This is a genomic window from Klebsiella sp. CN_Kp088, assembly GCF_040064335.1.
Taxonomy (GTDB): domain Bacteria; phylum Pseudomonadota; class Gammaproteobacteria; order Enterobacterales; family Enterobacteriaceae; genus Klebsiella; species Klebsiella aerogenes.
The window spans coordinates 176,755-193,178 of sequence record NZ_JBEAIQ010000015.1; the positions used below are offsets into that span (position 1 = coordinate 176,755).

At 58.7% G+C, this 16,424-nt stretch carries 19 protein-coding genes; 1 reads left to right on the forward strand and 18 read right to left on the reverse strand.

Annotated features, from left to right (window positions below; genetic code table 11):
• From ABLV08_RS05995 to ABLV08_RS06070, 16 genes are read right to left on the reverse strand one after another with little or no spacing between them, the layout of a single operon-like run.
• Nucleotides 1-1,230 (reverse strand): beta-ketoacyl-ACP synthase, encoded by a 1,230-nt coding sequence (locus ABLV08_RS05995; protein ID WP_015703725.1) that lies wholly within the window; start codon nt 1,228-1,230, stop codon nt 1-3.
• Complete coding sequence (locus ABLV08_RS06000; RefSeq protein ID WP_063421625.1) at nt 1,227-1,958, reverse strand: 3-ketoacyl-ACP reductase FabG2; 732 nt, start codon at nt 1,956-1,958, stop codon at nt 1,227-1,229. The genes ABLV08_RS05995 and ABLV08_RS06000 overlap by 4 nt, the downstream gene beginning before the upstream one ends.
• Nucleotides 1,955-2,431, reverse strand: a complete 477-nt coding sequence (locus ABLV08_RS06005) for a 3-hydroxy-fatty acyl-ACP dehydratase (RefSeq protein ID WP_015369293.1) — start codon at nt 2,429-2,431, stop codon at nt 1,955-1,957. Before ABLV08_RS06005 ends, ABLV08_RS06000 begins: the two co-directional genes overlap by 4 nt.
• Nucleotides 2,428-3,597, reverse strand: a complete 1,170-nt coding sequence (locus tag ABLV08_RS06010) for a beta-ketoacyl-[acyl-carrier-protein] synthase family protein (RefSeq protein ID WP_348855660.1) — start codon at nt 3,595-3,597, stop codon at nt 2,428-2,430. The genes ABLV08_RS06005 and ABLV08_RS06010 overlap by 4 nt, the downstream gene beginning before the upstream one ends.
• A gap of 1 nt (nt 3,598) precedes the next feature.
• Nucleotides 3,599-4,183, reverse strand: a complete 585-nt coding sequence (locus ABLV08_RS06015; RefSeq protein WP_015703722.1) for a DUF3261 domain-containing protein — start codon at nt 4,181-4,183, stop codon at nt 3,599-3,601.
• Complete coding sequence (locus ABLV08_RS06020) at nt 4,180-6,498, reverse strand: MMPL family transporter (protein ID WP_348855661.1); 2,319 nt, start codon at nt 6,496-6,498, stop codon at nt 4,180-4,182. Before ABLV08_RS06020 ends, ABLV08_RS06015 begins: the two co-directional genes overlap by 4 nt.
• On the reverse strand, nt 6,467-7,072 hold the full coding sequence (locus ABLV08_RS06025; protein ID WP_348855662.1) for an outer membrane lipoprotein carrier protein LolA: 606 nt from the start codon (nt 7,070-7,072) through the stop codon (nt 6,467-6,469). The genes ABLV08_RS06020 and ABLV08_RS06025 overlap by 32 nt, the downstream gene beginning before the upstream one ends.
• Nucleotides 7,069-7,491, reverse strand: coding sequence for a thioesterase family protein (locus ABLV08_RS06030; protein ID WP_015369298.1), 423 nt, complete (start codon nt 7,489-7,491; stop codon nt 7,069-7,071). Before ABLV08_RS06030 ends, ABLV08_RS06025 begins: the two co-directional genes overlap by 4 nt.
• A 3-nt stretch (nt 7,492-7,494) precedes the next feature.
• Entirely contained in the window at nt 7,495-9,186 is a 1,692-nt protein-coding gene (locus ABLV08_RS06035; RefSeq protein ID WP_047054605.1) for a glycosyltransferase family 2 protein, read from the reverse strand.
• On the reverse strand, nt 9,177-9,530 hold the full coding sequence (locus tag ABLV08_RS06040; RefSeq protein WP_015703718.1) for a beta-hydroxyacyl-ACP dehydratase: 354 nt from the start codon (nt 9,528-9,530) through the stop codon (nt 9,177-9,179). The genes ABLV08_RS06035 and ABLV08_RS06040 overlap by 10 nt, the downstream gene beginning before the upstream one ends.
• Entirely contained in the window at nt 9,517-10,866 is a 1,350-nt protein-coding gene (locus tag ABLV08_RS06045; protein WP_348855663.1) for an AMP-binding protein, read from the reverse strand. The genes ABLV08_RS06040 and ABLV08_RS06045 overlap by 14 nt, the downstream gene beginning before the upstream one ends.
• On the reverse strand, nt 10,863-11,444 hold the full coding sequence (locus ABLV08_RS06050) for a hypothetical protein (protein WP_032709338.1): 582 nt from the start codon (nt 11,442-11,444) through the stop codon (nt 10,863-10,865). The genes ABLV08_RS06045 and ABLV08_RS06050 overlap by 4 nt, the downstream gene beginning before the upstream one ends.
• A gap of 6 nt (nt 11,445-11,450) precedes the next feature.
• Nucleotides 11,451-11,702 carry an acyl carrier protein gene (locus ABLV08_RS06055; RefSeq protein ID WP_015369303.1) on the reverse strand — a complete coding sequence of 84 codons (252 nt, stop codon included), beginning with the start codon at nt 11,700-11,702 and terminating at the stop codon, nt 11,451-11,453.
• Nucleotides 11,703-11,713: 11 nt separating this feature from the next.
• Nucleotides 11,714-11,971: a phosphopantetheine-binding protein gene (locus ABLV08_RS06060; protein WP_015369304.1), complete on the reverse strand. Its 258-nt coding sequence runs from the start codon at nt 11,969-11,971 to the stop codon at nt 11,714-11,716.
• A complete protein-coding gene (locus ABLV08_RS06065; protein WP_117026026.1) occupies nt 11,952-12,767 on the reverse strand; it encodes a lysophospholipid acyltransferase family protein in 816 nt (271 codons plus the stop codon). The genes ABLV08_RS06060 and ABLV08_RS06065 overlap by 20 nt, the downstream gene beginning before the upstream one ends.
• A complete protein-coding gene (locus tag ABLV08_RS06070; RefSeq protein WP_047054599.1) occupies nt 12,764-13,486 on the reverse strand; it encodes a beta-ketoacyl synthase chain length factor in 723 nt (240 codons plus the stop codon). Before ABLV08_RS06070 ends, ABLV08_RS06065 begins: the two co-directional genes overlap by 4 nt.
• A gap of 338 nt (nt 13,487-13,824) precedes the next feature.
• Here ABLV08_RS06070 and ABLV08_RS06075 point away from each other — a divergent pair, with 338 nt between their 5' ends.
• A complete protein-coding gene (locus tag ABLV08_RS06075; protein ID WP_020077759.1) occupies nt 13,825-15,045 on the forward strand; it encodes an MFS transporter in 1,221 nt (406 codons plus the stop codon).
• 2 nt (nt 15,046-15,047) lie between these two features.
• Here ABLV08_RS06075 and ABLV08_RS06080 read toward each other — a convergent pair whose 3' ends face one another.
• Nucleotides 15,048-15,605 (reverse strand): DcrB family lipoprotein, encoded by a 558-nt coding sequence (locus tag ABLV08_RS06080; protein WP_015369308.1) that lies wholly within the window; start codon nt 15,603-15,605, stop codon nt 15,048-15,050.
• Nucleotides 15,606-15,678: 73 nt separating this feature from the next.
• Nucleotides 15,679-16,344: a 7-cyano-7-deazaguanine/7-aminomethyl-7-deazaguanine transporter gene (locus tag ABLV08_RS06085; protein WP_032709333.1), complete on the reverse strand. Its 666-nt coding sequence runs from the start codon at nt 16,342-16,344 to the stop codon at nt 15,679-15,681.
• Nucleotides 16,345-16,424: the final 80 nt, after the last annotated feature.

The following is a 16,424-nucleotide window of genomic DNA, read 5'->3' on the forward strand; positions in this document are numbered from 1 at the left end:
TCAGGACCAGCGCTGAATAATCATTGAGGTGTTAATACCGCCGAAGGCGAAGTTGTTACTCTGCAGGAATTCACAATCAATCTGGCGCGCTTCGCCCATGATGTAATCCAGTTCTCCGCAATTGGCGTCCGGATTATGCAAATTCAGCGTTGGCGCGAACCAGCCCTCGCGCATCATCTGCAGACTCATCCACGCTTCCAGCGCCCCGCAGGCGCCAAGGGTATGGCCGAAATAGCTTTTCAGCGAGGAGATCGGCACGCTATCGCCGTAAATCGCCGCCGTCGCCTGGCTTTCGGCGATATCGCCGCGGTCGGTCGCGGTGCCGTGGGCCGAAATGTAGCCGATATCCCGGGCGCTCAGGCCCGCTATTTTTAATGATTGTTCCATGCAGATCTGCATGGTTTCACGCTGCGGTTGAGTGATATGCGCAGCATCGCAGTTGGTGGCGAAGCCGATGATTTCGCCGTAAATGGTCGCCCCGCGTGCTTTGGCGTGCTCCAGTTCTTCCAGAATGAGAGTACCGGCCCCTTCGCCAATCACCAGCCCATCGCGCAGCACATCAAAGGGGGAGGGGGTAATGTCGGGCTGCTCATTGCGCTGGCTGGTGGCAAACAGAGTATCGAATACCGCGGCCTCCGACGGGCAAAGCTCTTCCGCGCCGCCGGCGACCATCACCGTTTGATAGCCGTGGCGAATCGCTTCCCAGGCGTAACCAATCGCCTGGCTTCCGGAGGTACAGGCGCTGGACGTCGGGATCACGCGGCCGCGCAGGCCAAAAAACAGGCCCGTATTGACGGCGGTGGTATGCGGCATCATCTGCACGTAGGTGGTAGCAGTAATATTATTGGTGTGCTTTTCCGTCAACATGGTGGCGAATTCGCTCATCGGGGCGGTACTGCCGGTTGATGAACCGTAGGCGATGCCGGTTTCGCCGTTACTCAGTATGGCATCGTCGATTAGCCCGGCCTGCTCCAGCGCCAGTTCAGTGGCGCGGGTGGAGAGCAACGATACGCGCCCCATCGCGCGAATGCGCTTGCGGGTATAGTGGTCGGGCAGGGTGAAATCATCGATCGGCGCGCCCAGCAGCGTATGCAGCCCGTCGTAAATACGCCACTCCGGCATGGCGCGTACGGCGTTTTTATATCTCTTCAGCCCCGCCGAGACATCCTGCCATTTTTCGCCAAATGCGGTGACGCCGCCCATCCCGGTAATGACCACACGGCGTGTCATAACATCCCTCCATTGATGGAAATGACCTGCCGGGTGACATAACCCGCCACATCCGACATTAAATAACTCGCCAGCCCCGCCACTTCTTCCGCCTGTCCCATGCGTTTCATTGGGATCATCGACATCGCCTCTTTCAACGCGGCCTCTTCCATTTCGATCATCCCGGTGTCGATAAGCCCGGGGGCGATGCAGTTCACGGTGATTTTGCGCTTCGCCAGTTCAATCGCCAGCGCTTTGGTGGCGCCGATGATCCCCGCCTTGGCGGCGCTATAGTTGACCTGACCGCGGTTGCCCATCACGCCGGAAACGGAAGAGAGCGTGATGATACGCCCGCCCTGGCGTGCGCTAATCATCGGCATGATGCACGGATGAATGACGTTGTAGAAGCTGTCGAGGTTGGTGTGGATCACCGCGTCCCAGTCGTCTTCGCCGAGCGCCGGGAAGGCGCCGTCGCGGGCGATGCCGGCGTTGCTGATAATGCCGTACCACGCGCCGTGTTTGGCCATATCTTGCTCAAGGACTTCGCGGCACTGCGTGCGATTGGCGACGTCAAAGCTCAGCAGACGCCCCGCGCCGCCGGCGGCGGTAATCGCCTCCAGCGTCTGCTGCGCGCCTGACGTGTCGCGATGATAGTGGACGCCTACCATAAAACCGTCCGCCGCCAGCTGGCAGGCAATGGCGCGACCGATACCTTTGCTGGCGCCGGTAACCAAAACTGAACGACTCATTCTGACGCTCCTTGTTGAAATAGGGTGTTAAGTTCTGTTGGCGTTGGCTGGAAGGTATTAACCCTTCCGCTGGCCAGCAGGTCATCGTCCGCCATCACGGCGCCTTCGAAGCTAGCGAAACGCTCGTCCTGCATGAGCAGTTTAACGGTAATGGACAGTGCTTTGCCGCGCGGCAGGGAGCCGGCCGCGCAGACTAATTCTCGCGCGCCAAGCACCATACCTAATGAGATGGACGCTTGCCCTTTTTGCAGGCGGTGCCAGCCGGACCAGACGCCGACGGTTTGCGCCATTAATTCAAGGGCGAACCAACCGGGGAGATTGCCCTCGGCATCGAGAAATGGCGCCAGGACGCTATGGGGCGAGACCGTGACCCGGCAGGTCGCGGTTTCGTCGGTCACATTGACGACCTCTTCCAGCAGCAGCATCGGTGCATCGTGCGGTAGATAGTCGCCGGGCGATAAATAGTGGTTCATTGAATGCTCCCGAGCAGGATGCTGGCGTTGTTACCGCCAAAAGCAAAAGAGTTCGACAGGATAATCGGTCGCGGCAGCGGCTGGGGATGTTCGATGATCCCGCATGGCGGTAGTGTTTCATCGCGCGGCGACTGGCTGAAATCCTGCGCTGGCAGCGGCAGGTTTCGCTGCAGAATCAGCATGCCGATGGCGGCTTCGGTGATCCCCGCGGCGCCCAGCGTGTGTCCGGTCAGGTGTTTCGTTGAACTACAGGGTACCCGAACGCCAAATAGCGCGTTGATGACGTGAGACTCTATTCTATCGTTAAGCGGCGTGGCGGTGCCGTGCAGGTTGATATAACCCACTTGTTCAGGGGCGATGCCCGCATCCCCCAGCGCCTGCTGGATGGCGCGGATCGCCCCCTCTCCTTCAGGATGCGGGGCGGAAATATGCCAGGCGTCGCTGGACTCGCCGATACCCAGTAGCGCGACTGGCTGCGGTTCGCGGGTCAACAGCATCAGCGCCGCCCCTTCGCCGATAGTGATGCCGTTACGGTCGCGGGCAAATGGCTGGCACTGCGTCGTGGAGAGCGATTCCAGACTGTGAAAGCCGTTGATCGGCATTCGGCTGAGGGTGTCCGCGCCGCCGACGATCGCCACATCCGCCAGACCGGCTTCAATTAGTCGGCGTCCGCTGATAATCGCTCTGGCGCTGGAGGAGCAGGCGGTTGACAGCGTAAATGCCGGGCCATCCAGCGCCAGCCAGTGGCTGAGAAAACGCGATGGGTCGCCCAGCTCCTGTTGCGGATATTGCCAGGCCGCGCTTTCCTTGCCGCCAAGCGTCAGGGTGACATGCGCGTCACCCTCATCCAGCCCCGAGGTGCTGGTGCCGAGCACTACGGCCACGCGCTCTCGTCCGTATCGGGCGATGGCGCGATCCACCTGCGGCTGAATTTGCGCCAGCGCCGCCAGCAGCAGCTGATTATTGCGCGAACGATGGGCGCTAAAGGTATTGGGAATGGCGGGTAATTCGCCATCCACGCCCGCGAAAACCGCCTGCGGATGCCCCTGTAGCCACCTCTCGCGCGGACGCATGCCGGGTGCGATACCGCGAGCCAAATTGGCGGCGATTTCATCGTTATCGCGGCCCAGCGCGTTAATCATGCCGACGGCGGAAATGTAGATCATCTCAGTCACCCAGGTATTGAATGGTGATGTGGTATTTAAAGACGTGCTGTTCGATGCTGATCGGCACGCGCTGGCCTTTGCGGTTGATATAGGTGATTTCGGTGACCAGCTTCCCGCGCGCGTTACGTAGTTCGCGTTTGTCGCCGCGCTCGGTCAAAGTCCACCCTTTTGGCAACTGCGGCAGCCATGCGCTAACCGGCCAGTGGCTGAGCATCACATCGGCCAGCACCTGGCTGGCTGGCGGCAGTTGCGGAACCACCATCGACTGTTCAGCGCGCAGCCCTCTTTCATCATAGGTCACCAGGAACAGGCGGATACCGACGGATGACAGACCCGCCAGCGTGAGCTTTTTATCATCGGCATTGAGCATGACCAGCAGCGACTGGGTTTGGCCGTTGAAGCTGCCGGTGAGCAACTGCTGCGAGCTGATGTCCGGCGAGATACCAGGCGGCGGCAACGTGACGCGCGTACCCGGTTCCAGCCACGCCTGCGGGCGGCCTTGCGGCTCCGGCTGCGAACGGCTGCAGCCGGCCAGCAATAAGGCGGCGAGTAGCGCGAAGGCGCGCCAGAATGATGGTCTTCTCATCGTCTTTTTTTCTCTTTTTTGGTCGGCATCGCTAACGGCGAAAGCAGGAAGGCGGCGAAAATGCCGCTTACCAAAACAATACCAAAACTGCTAATGGCCTGCGTGGCGCTAAATACCAGCATGCCGAGCGTCAATAAGGTGGTCATCATCGCCAGGGTGACCGCCAGCAGCGATGTCAGCGGCGTACCGCGCGGGTTGCTGAAAAACAGCGTGTAGTTAATGCCGATGCCCAGTACCAGCACCAGCGCCAGCAAGGAGAACAGGTTAACCGCGTGGCCGCTAAATGCCAGCATCGCCAGCCCGCATCCCAGCGACAATACCGACGGCACCAGGCTAACCAGCCCTTTGCGCCAGCCAAGGCGGAGCATAGCGCCGCAGGCAATCACCGCCAGCGCAACGCCCAGCAGGCCGGTTAGAATGTGGCGGTAGAGCGCGAACAACTGGTCGAAATCGCTTTTGCGATCGACCCACGCAACGCCAGCCTGTTTTGTACTAAGCGTTTTTAGCGCCGCGCTGTCTTTCACGCCGCTCACCGGGACCAGTACGCCGCTTTCGCCATCCGGCAGCGTCAGCCACAGCAGTCGCCAACCTTCGCTGGCCGGGCTGGCAAGCCAGACGTCGACGGTCACTGGCATCGGGTTGAGATCGGGATTGATCGTTGCCAGTCCGGCGTGGTTCAGCACGTTACTGACGGTGGGCGCGGCGCGTTGCAGCAGGGCAAGATCCTGCTGTTGGCGAGCGAGTGAATTCAGGGGGATAGCGCGATATCCGCCGAGCAGGCCGTCGCTTTGCGCCTGCGTCAGCGCGGGCATAAATGCCTCCAGGCGCTGCAGCGTCTGCTGGGCCGTTTTGCCGTAAATCACAAACCACTTTTGATCGACGCTTTGCCCGGTGAGCGCGGTGATGGCTTTTTCCTGGGCCAGGATATCCTGCGGCAACGCCTGGAGCTGCGAAATATCATCATCCACCCGCAGCGTCGCGAGACCCGCCAGCGAGAACAGGGCCAGCGCGACGGGGAGGCCGATGGACAGCTTTTTATTGCGCCGCCAGGCGGCAAGCCAGCGTAACAACAATGCCATCGCCGGAACCGGGCGCACGGGAAGTCCACGGCATAACCATGGATGCCAGAAAATTACCGTCAGACACGAGGCGCTCAGGCCGACCGCCGCGAAGAGCGCCATCTGGCGAATCGCCGGAAAGGGGGCCAGCATCATAATCAGATAAGCCGCCACGGTAGTAAGTAGTGCCAGCAGCAACGCATGACGTACTTTGGCGAGGCTTTGCCACGGGGTTGATTCCGCGCCATGCACCATCCGTTCGGTCAGATAATAGAGCGTATAGTCGGCGGAGATGCCGATGATGCTCATGCTCATCACCAGGGTCATCAGATGCAGTTCGCCAAATAGCAGCAGCGTGACGACGGTACCGGCCAGCGCGCCGATGGCGATGGAAATCAGGCACAGCAGCAGCGGGCGCAGCGAGCGAAATGTCGCGACGATCAGCAGGATCACGCCGAACAGCGTCGCCGCGCCGAGTGTAGAAATATCGTGCTTCGCCTGCTGACTGGCGTAATCGCTATAGAACACGGTGCCGCGCGACAGCAGCTGCGCCTGCGGATGCTGCGTTTTCCACTGCTTCTCCAGCTCGCCGAGCGTAGTGACCAGCCGGTGCGTCTTCTGCATATCGAATGAGGAACCCGCCAGTTCGCCATGCAACAGATACCAGAGGTTGCCCTGGGCATCTTTGGTCACCAGCCAGCCATCCTGCAGTTGCATCCGCTGGCCGCCTTTCGCCATCGCCAGCTGCGAGCCGCGCATCAGCATCAGCGGATCGTTTTGCAGTTCTTTGCCGCTGACGCCGGAAAATGCCGAATAGAGCTGTGAGAGGATCCATTGCGCCTGCGCTTCGCCGCCGTTTTGCAGGCGCGCGCGGGTAGCGGGGTCAATTAAACCGTTACGATGCTGCCAGAAAAAGGTTCCCCAGGCCTGCTGATTATCGGCATTCATTGGGCCTTTGACGTCTGCCAGCGCCTTCGAGGTTTGCAGCAGACGCAGCCAGTCGCCGGCCACCTGAGGGTCGGCCTGTTTACCGGGGCTGACCAGCCAGACCAGCTGGCGATCAAGGCGCTGCATAAAACCGTCGTTCAGGCTGGGCGGGATTGCGCCAAGCGTCTGCTTCGGCAGCATCGCCAGTACGCTGCTGTTGAGCCGGGCCTGCGGCAGCAGCGCCAGCAGCGCGCCCGCCAGGAGCAGGCAGACGACGGCCCATAACAGCGCGGGGCGTTTACTGGGCGGCAAAGCGTTGGCGTTCGTCATCGGTCAGTTGCGCAGGCGTCAGTTGGTGTTGGGAAAGGGTGATCTCGGTGCGATCGCCTTGCTTGTCGTTGAGCTGAATATGTTCCAGATAGTCTTTCCCGGCCAAATCGATGCGGGCAAAAATCTTATCCAGCGGCGTAGTGGTGGGCGTCAGGCGCAGCGTCCAATGGCCTTCGCCTTTATCGGCAAATTCCACGCGGAAGTTATCTTCCAGGACTTTTCGATCCGCCTGGAACAGCGCGCGCAGCAAATGGTTGAACTGGAACATCTGCGGATTGTTTTCGGCAGTAATGGTTTGCGGCGGCTGGCCGTTGATCGCCTGCACCATCCGTTTGTCATCCAGCAACAGCTGCATCGGGAATGGCGAGGTTTGATCCCACAGCAACCCCTTATCGCGGGCGATCAACATCTGCCCCTGGGATCGCAGCGGCTGCGGCAGATCCTTAATCGTGCGAACTTGATCGAAATGGGCGCGTATCACCGGCTGTTCGCTAAATTGTTTTTGCAGGTCATCAAGCGTGAGGGCGCTGACCAGCGGGCTGATAAATAGTCCTAACAGCAGCAGTAATCTCATGGCGTAACCCCCATGCGTTCAAACAGGATATCCGGGCTGACGAAACACATCTCGCGGCTGTTTTCATCCACCGCAACCTGGATGGTGTAGCCGGTGGTGGTGCGCTTGCCGCTATCGACATCAAAAATTTCGTAGCCAATGCGTAGGCGGTTCTCAAACTCTTCTATCCGCGCGCGCACGCGAATGCGCTGCTCGAAGGTGATAACGTCGCGGTATTTCACGCGGGTATCGACCACCGGCCACAAATAGCCTGAGGCTTTCATCTGCCGGTAGCCGTAGTTGAACTGGTTAAGCAGCGCCTCACGGGCAATTTCGAAGTAGCGGAAATAGTTGCCATGCCACACGACGCCCATCATATCGATGTCATGAAACGGAATAGTCAGCTCTACTTCAGCAGTAAAACGGGGATCGTTAAGCACCCTTTACTCCTTGTCTTTGGGATCCGGCAAACGCCAGAAATCGAAAAAGTTAAACCAGTCGAGCGGCGACTGCAGCGCGTAGTGTTCCAGCCGTTCGGCGTAGCGGTCGATGATGTGTTGCAATGCCTGTTGGCGATCGGCGCGCGGTAATAGCAGCGGGTCGGCGAACGGCTCGCAGTAAATGCGCAGTTTGCCCTGCTGGCGGAGAGCGAAAAGCAAATTAACCGGGCAGCGCAAAATGGCGGCGAGGATAAATGGCCCCTGCGGGAAGGGGGCGGCTTGCCCCATAAAACGGCTCCAGCAGACACGCCATTCGCCGCCACGCTGCGGGTTAACCGCAATACGGTCGCCGACAATCGCGATCCACTCGCCGCGATCCAGCTTTTCTTGCAACAGGATGGCGGTATCCGGGCCGATATCGTTCACCGGCATCAGGTTGAGCCCGGCCTGAGGGGCCATTTCCGTCATAATCTGTTTAAAACGTTGCGCATTTTCGCTGAATACCAGAGCGTTGATGGTTTTGCCGCCCTGTAGTTGCGCCAGCGCGCGGCAGGCTTCGACATCGCCGAGATGCGAAACCAACAGCAGCTTCCCCCGCGGATCGCTGATATTTAGCGTCTCCTCGGCGCCTGCGGTAAAAACCACGTCGCGGCCGAACTGCAATTCGCCGCGCCAGCTGGCGATTTTATCCAGCATCGCTTCGCCGAAGCGCTGGAAGTGCCGATAGCTGGTTAGCGTTGGCGGTATCGGCATCTGGCGCGCGGCGAGCTGTTCGCGCACGCGGGTTATCCATTGTTGCGAAGCACGGCGGGCCGTCGCGGCCGTCAGCCAGTACACGCCGACCACCGGATAAAGCAGCAGCGAGAACGCCTTGCGCCCCAGCAGCCGCCACACCAGTAGCATCAGGCGCATTCCCCATAATCCTTTTACCTCCTGCTGACGCGCCCAGTGCGGCGAGGCGCGGCGAAACAACAGCGAGGGGATCCGCGGCAGCATGCCGAGGAACAGACGCGTGTGCATCAGCGAGATGCGGCAGTTATCTTTGATGGCATCAAAATGCGACAAACCGTCCGGCGGGTAGGTCACGCGGGTTGGCACAAAATAGCTGGTATTTCCCTGCCAGTAGAGGCGCACCATCACTTCGGTATCAAAATCCATTCGCTGGCCGAGTGACACGCGCTGCGCCAGCTGTAGCGTTGGCGTCACCGGGTAGACGCGAAAACCGCACATGCTGTCTTTCAACTGCAGCGACAGCGTTTCAATCCATACCCAGACGTGGGTTATCCAGCGCCCGTAGAGGCGGGAACGCGGGATGGAGTCGTCGTAAATCGGTTGCCCGGAAATCAGCGCTTCGGGATGGGCCTGCGCCAGCGCCAACAGTTGCGGAATATCTTCGATGGCGTGCTGACCATCGGCATCGACCTGCACCGCGTGGCTGAACCCGGATTGCGCTGCGGCCTGTAGCCCACGGATCACCGCTGCGCCTTTGCCCGCGTTCTGTGGTAAGCGGATTAAGGTCAGATTAGCGGTTTCCGCCGCCAGCCGCTCCAACTGCTGCCGCGTACTGCTATCGCTGCCGTCGTCCACCACGATGCAAGGCAGGCCAAAGGGCTGCAGGCGCGCCAGCACCCGTGGCATCATGGCGCCGTGGTTATAGCAGGGGATCAGCACGCAGGGAGAGAAAGCTAGCGGCATAAGCGAATTTTCCCGCTGCTGGCGGTGTGCCGGGTTTCACCGTCGTGGCGCTGATAGCTAAAGGTCAGGGTCTGGCGCGCCTCCTGCCATGTCAGGGTGAGCGTGACGATCGCGCCCGGCAGCAGCGGCGACTGAAATTTCACGTTCTGAATGTCATGAAAGCGCCAGCCGGGCGCGAGCAGGCGGGTGGCGTAATGCATCGCCCAATCGATCTGTGCGACGCCGGGTAGCAGCGGCTGCACGGCAAAATGGCCGCGAAACCAGAATAGCGCCGGGTCGAGAGAGAGCACGATTTCAACCCGATCGGCTTGCGGCTGACGGCGCTCAATTTCATGGGGCTTCATGAAATAACTCCTGTAATTGCGCGTAGACACGCTTATTCATGCTATTAACGGGGATCTCGTCAACCACCCGCCAGTAGCGAGGGATGGCCACAGGTTCCAGCGAGGCGCGCAGCGCTTTCCGCCATTGTAATTCCTGGCTTTTCCCCCAGCGGCGACGGGCGTCATGGTCGAGCACTAACAACGCGCCAACGCTCTGGCGGCTGCCGCGGGTAATCGGCAGGACGGCGGCCTCAAGAATGCCATCCAGTTGCAGTAACCGGTATTCCACTTCGCTTAGCGAAATGCGCTTCTCTTCAATTTTCACTACCCGGTCGCGACGACCTGCCAGCTGGAATTGACCGCTTTCATTGAAATGCAAAATATCATCGATAACCAGGCCGTTATCGTCGGCGATAAGCGGCGAAAATAGACGAACTATGTTGCCCTGCGGCTGAAAGCGGATGCCTGGGAACGGCTGCCACGGCGCATTATCTTGCAGGCGCTGGCGGCAGGCGATAACCCCGCTTTCCGTGCTGCCGTAGATTTCATCCGGCCAGCAATTGAACCAGTTAGCGGTGTGCATGGCATCCTGCCAGGGCAGCTTGCCGCCGGCGGACAAAATCATCGCGACCGGTGGCGGGGTAAGCCGATAGTCGAGACGTTTGAGAAAAGCCGGGCTACTGATAAACAAATAATGATGATCATGGCTTAATGCTGCCAGCTGCTCGGCGTACTCAATCATCGCCGCGTGCAGCGGCAACCCCAGCGCCATTGGCAGGAACAGACGGAACGTCAGGCCGTATAAGTGCTGCGGCGCGACCGATGCCACGACCCGACTGCCTGCCAGGCGCCCGGCATAGTGCGCGGCTATCAGCGCCGCCTCGCGGTCGAGACTCTTAACGGGCTTACTAATTCGCTTTGGTTCACCGGTAGAACCGGAGGTAAAAAGCTCAATGCAGGCGTTATCGCCGATCGCCGGGAACGCGTATTCGTGGGATGCGGTCGCCATGGCGGACTGGATAACCCGCAGCGGCCCGCGCCATGGCAGCGGCTTATCGCTCAGGATGCCGTCGAAAAGCGCTCGCTGTTCGTGTAATAGCGCCGCTCGGCTATGGCCAGGAAGCACTGGCGTTTTCCCCGCATGCAGCGTGGCCAACAGCGCGACCAAAAACAGGTAGCTGTTGTCAAAACAGAGCGCCCAACGCTCGCCTGGCTGTTGTTGCAGGTTGTTAAGCAGGTGAGCGACATCATAGCGCAGATGCGCCAGCGTCCAGCTGTGCGCTTCCTGCCACGCAATCAGCGTTTGCGGCGGACGCGGGGCGCTGAGCCACTGGGCCAGCGTGAGGGGCTGCATCATGGTTTATCTCGTTTAATCACCCGCTGGCGCACCAGCCACTCTCCGGCCATCAACATGCCCATCAGCAGATAGGAAATCATGCCGTTCCACGCCGTCCATAGCGACATATCGCCATATAACGCGGTAACCAGCGCTATACCGCCGTTGCCGATGAAAAAGGCGCACCAAATTTGGGTGACCCGGCGGGTGTAGCGCACGGCTTGCTCAGGAAGAACTGGGTCCCGCAACCGCGCCAGGCGCTCGACTACAGGCATACTTGACCACAGCGAACCGCCAAACACCGCTAGCATTACGCCGCTTACCACCACCGGGTAAAATAGCAGTAGCTGATGGGTCTTTAGCAGGTAGCTGGCAATGCACAGCGTCATGCCGGCTACCGCAACGATCTGAGTGACCACGCTCAACGGCCCTGACTGTCGCCGGGTCTGGCGAAAGCGTAAAAACAGCAGTAGCGCCATTAGCGGCAACAGCCATGGCAGGCTGTTATGCGCGAGGCCAAACCAGATCAAAAATGGCCAGGTCAGCAGTAATAACCCCGTCATAATTGAAACGACCGGCAGCGAGCGGATGCCCGACACGGTGAATTACGCTTCTTTCAGCAGGCGATCCGCCGCATCGACCACGTCCTGCACGGTGCGTACGGTTTTAAAGTCTTCTGGCTTGATTTTCTTGCCGATTTTCTTTTGTAGATGGACGATCATGTCGATGGCGTCGATGCTGTCCAGTTCGAGGTCTTCGTACAGGCGGGCCTCAGGTTTAATATCCTGCGGATCGATTTCAAACACCTTCACCAGCAGCGCGGAGACTTCTTCGTAAATAGCTTTTTGTTCGGTCATAACGGTTCTCCTCAGGCACGCTGCGCTTGAATAAAGGATGCCAGCGTGGCGACGGAAAAGAAGTGCTGGCGCATCTCTTCGCTTTCTGCCGACAGCACCACGCCGTACTGTTTTTTCACCGCCAGACCCAGCTCCAGCGCATCGATGGAGTCCAGACCCAGACCATCGCCAAACAGCGCGGCATCGGTGTCGATATCATCAGCGGACAACTCGTCCAGGTTCAATGTACTGATAATCAGATTTTTAATTTCAAGATAGAGCGCTTCCATCATTAATTCCTGTTTCAGGCGCAACGCCTGATTCTAATTTAAGCAAAATATGCCGGTTTAACTGCCGTGCGGCCAGCGCCGGTTCTTGTGTGTTGGCATCGTAAAATTGGTCTATTCGTAGCCGTTCTCCGACTTCAACGGTAAATAACGGCTTCGTTCGCGGCGGGTCGTACCATTTGCTCTGTTTGCCCAGCATATGCTCGGTACAGCGGATAACAACGACGCGTAAATCGCTGCCGCAGCGCACGGCGATATTGGCCGCGCCGCGCTGCAGCTGCATTTTTTCTCCCGGCACCGTTCGGGTTCCTTCCGGGAAAATCAAAATAGTATCGCCCTGCTGTAAACGCTGCCGACTGGCCGGAAGCAGGGTATCGGCGCGATCGTTAATCAAATAATCCGCCGCGCGGATCACGCCGCTGACAAATGGGTTTTTCAGCAACGCGCTTTTCACCAGGCAGTCGGTTTCCGGCATCACCGAGGCCAGCATCACGTAGTCGATGAGGCTGGGATGATTAGCGACCACCAGGCAACCGCGCTCCTGACGTAAAATCTCGCGCCCTTTAATCTGGTAGTCCAGTACGCCGACGGCTTTCACGACGTTAAGAAAAACGCGAAAGCTGGCGGAAATGCTGCGCCGTGCGAGACGACGACGGCGGGTGCTATCGCGCACTACGATCAGCAGCAGATTGAACCAGATCAGTGACAGCAGCAGCCCGCCAAGGCCAAACAGCGCGAAACAAAAACCGGTCATCGCTGCGCGCCACAGGCGATTTAACCGTTGGAAAAGCGGCGTCATGCGCGGCTCCAGCGCCACTGCACGCGCTCGCCGGGCAGGGTGAACGTATGGGAATTCTGCAGATAGTGCCGTAAAAACAGCAGGCTTTGCGGTAGGGGGCTTTCAGGAACGGCATCATAGCGCTCAGCCTGGCACTGCCATTCGCCGCCGGACTCAATAACCCAGGCCGTCGCATAGGGCCAGGTCGGCATAGCCGTCGGCAGCTGCGAATGGTAAAACTCTGGCAGAAAACCATCAAAATCAACCATCAACACGCGTTGATAACCTGCCTGCAGAAGCCCCATGACTTCATATAATCCCTGCTGGAAAGTGTCGCGCCCGGCAGAAAGCGATGATGATACAATGGGTTTTTTCGCCGCAATCGTCAGATTACCAACGGCGGAATTGTGTACCGATAAGGCGAAATCGGTAGGCGAAACCGCTTGCTCCATCGCCAGGGCGTGGAGGATCCGATAGTTGCGCTCTAGTTCGCCGTGACGGCTGGTATAGAGAACGGCGTCGATCTCATGGCGGCGCAGCATCGCCAGCCCGCACTCAACCGCCAGCTTGCTGCCGGAGCTAAGTCGGCGAGCGGTCATCATTGGCAGTTCGTTGAGTTTGGCCGCCGGGGCCGCCGGATCGATGGTGTGCGAATACCGTGACCATTGCTGCCACTGTTCGGCTTCGCAAAGCCCAGGCGCTCTCGCCTGCCAGTCGATTATGTTCAGGGTAAAATTCATCTACGCGCGTCCGCGGTAAGCCTGTAGTTCTATGATCGCGACGTTTATAGAACCCGAAACCCGGCGATAACCATCACGAAGCCGTTAATTGGGGGCTTTGCAACCGAAAATCAGCCTCGCCAGCTAAGGGTGACGCCAAGCATATCCGCAGCGCAAAACTTTGCGATGAGATAATGCTGTATTTTCGGTATTTTCACCGCTTAGTGCAATTTATTGCGTTAATCTCCCCATAAAGGATGATAATTCCGCTGAATAGATGGCGCCAATAGCGGGAACTGCAATTACCGACCGGACATGGTAAATAGTAGATATCTGTTGCCAATATCTGGTGGAACCTGATGCCCGAACCCGTCGCCGAACCGGCGCTCAATGGACTGCGCCTTAATCTGCGGATTGTCTCCGTCGTTATTTTCAACTTTGCCAGCTACCTCACTATCGGCCTGCCGTTGGCGGTTCTGCCGGGCTACGTTCACGATGTGATGGGTTTTAGCGCCTTCTGGGCCGGGCTGGTGATTAGTCTCCAGTATTTCGCCACGCTGCTGAGCCGACCGCACGCCGGGCGCTACGCCGATCTGCTCGGGCCGAAAAAGATTGTCGTTTTCGGCCTGTGCGGCTGTTTCCTGAGTGGTTTGAGCTACCTGCTTGCAGCCTGGAGCAGCAGCTGGCCACTGCTGAGTCTGCTGCTGTTATGCCTTGGACGAGCGATCCTCGGCATTGGCCAGAGCTTTGCCGGCACGGGGTCGACGCTATGGGGCGTAGGCGTTGTCGGCTCGCTGCATATCGGGCGGGTGATTTCGTGGAACGGCATTGTGACCTACGGCGCGATGGCGATGGGCGCGCCGCTGGGCGTGCTGTGCTATTCATACATTGGCCTCAGCGGCCTGGCGATGGTCATTATGGCGGTTGCTCTGGTGGCTATCATTTGCGCGCTACCGCGAACGGCGGTGAAGGCAACGAAAGGGAAAGCGATGTCATTTCGCGCGGTGCTGGGCCGGGTTTGGCCTTACGGCATGGCGCTGGCGTTGGCTTCTGCCGGCTTTGGGGTTATCGCGACCTTTATTACCCTGTTTTATGACGCGAAAGGCTGGGACGGCGCGGCCTTTGCGTTAACGCTGTTCAGCTGCGCGTTTGTCGGCACGCGGCTGCTTTTTCCCAACGGTATTAACCGCCTCGGCGGCCTGAACGTGGCGATGCTCTGTTTTAGCGTGGAGGTTATTGGCCTGCTGCTGGTGGGCTTTGCACAGACGCCGCTGATGGCGAAAGTCGGGACTTTCCTCACCGGCGCGGGTTTCTCGCTGGTCTTCCCGGCGCTGGGCGTGGTGGCGGTAAAAGCCGTGCCGCAGCACAATCAGGGCTCGGCGCTGGCGACCTATACCGTATTTATGGATTTGTCGTTGGGGATAACCGGGCCGCTGGCCGGGCTTTTGATGGCGTGGACCGGGATACCGACGATTTATCTGGCGGCTGCAGGGTTGGTGATGGCCGCGCTACTGCTGGGCTGGCGGTTAAAAAAACGGCCCCCGGTGGTTGAACCGGAGGCCGCTGCATCAGGGCAATAAAATTAGTTAATGACCAGCGTGTTGACGATGCTTTCCGCTTCGGTCTGCGCCTGCTGCTGGTTGTCCGCTGGCAGAGTGACCTGCAGGGTCAGCAATTTGTCATCGATCTTACCGAGCAGCACGGAAGACCACGCGGTCTGACCTTTGGCGGAGATGATGCTGTCCAGTTGCTGTAAGGTGTGGCCTTTAATCTCAATCGATTTGTTAGACACAACCTGCAGCTGCGGGTCGCGGCTGCGCTGCTGATCTTCCAGACGTTTGGAAAGCACCGCCAGATCTTCATTAGTGTTGTCGCCGACAATCACAATCACCGCTTTCTGGCCGGTGGCGTCGGAATAGACGTGCATATTGTTAGCCTGAGTACCAAGCTTACCGCTCTGGTCGGCCATGCCCGCGGGCAGAGTGAAGCTCAGTTTACCATCCAGCAGGCTAATCGCCTGGCCGCTGGTATTGCTCTCTGCTGCCGCCCCGACGGTCGGCGCTTTTGAATCGCTGTTATCACAGGCCGCAAGCCCCATAACCAGCAGGCCAATACCGACATATTTAACCAAATTGCGCATTGACATCTTCCTTTCGATAAACGGCCATTAACGGCTCATCCGGTTATCTTATCACAACCGTTAGCGAGTACCTTTAACCTGGCTGCAATGCCGACAAATCAGATTTATCCGCCAGTTTTTTCAACAGCATATTCAACAGCACGCCGTACATCGGCAAGAAGAAGACAATGCTGATAAGCACTTTGAAGCAGTAGTCGACCATGGCGATTTCTCCCCAGTGGGCGGCCATAAACGGATCCGGGCTGCGCCAGAAGGCGATGAAGAAGAAGGCCAGGGTATCGCTGACGTTACCGAACAGGGTCGACGCCGTCGGCGCCAGCCACCAGCGACGATTCTGACGCAGGCGGTTGAAAACGTGGACGTCGAGAATTTGCCCCAGCGCATAAGCCATAAAGCTGGCGGCGGCGATACGGGCGACGAACAGATTAAAGGTGCCCAGCGCGGCAAAGCCCTGCCATTCGCCCATATAAAACAGCGCCGAAATGCCATAGGAAATAATCAGCGCCGGGATCATCACCGCGAAGATGATGCGTCGCGCCAGCGGGGCGCCGAAAATGCGCACCGTCAGATCGGTGGCGAGAAAAATAAAGGGAAAACTGAACGCCCCCCAGGTGGTATGGAAACCAAAAATGGAGATCGGCAGCTGGACCAGATAGTTGCTGGAGGTGATCACCAGCAGATGAAATAGCGAAAGCCAGACGAGCGCTTTCTTACGCTGTACGGTAGTAAAGGGATTCATATTGTGACCTTTTTATGTCCGTCATGCTTCATACCAATGAAGGAATCGGGAGCGGAACGTTGGGGTGAGGGAACCCAATT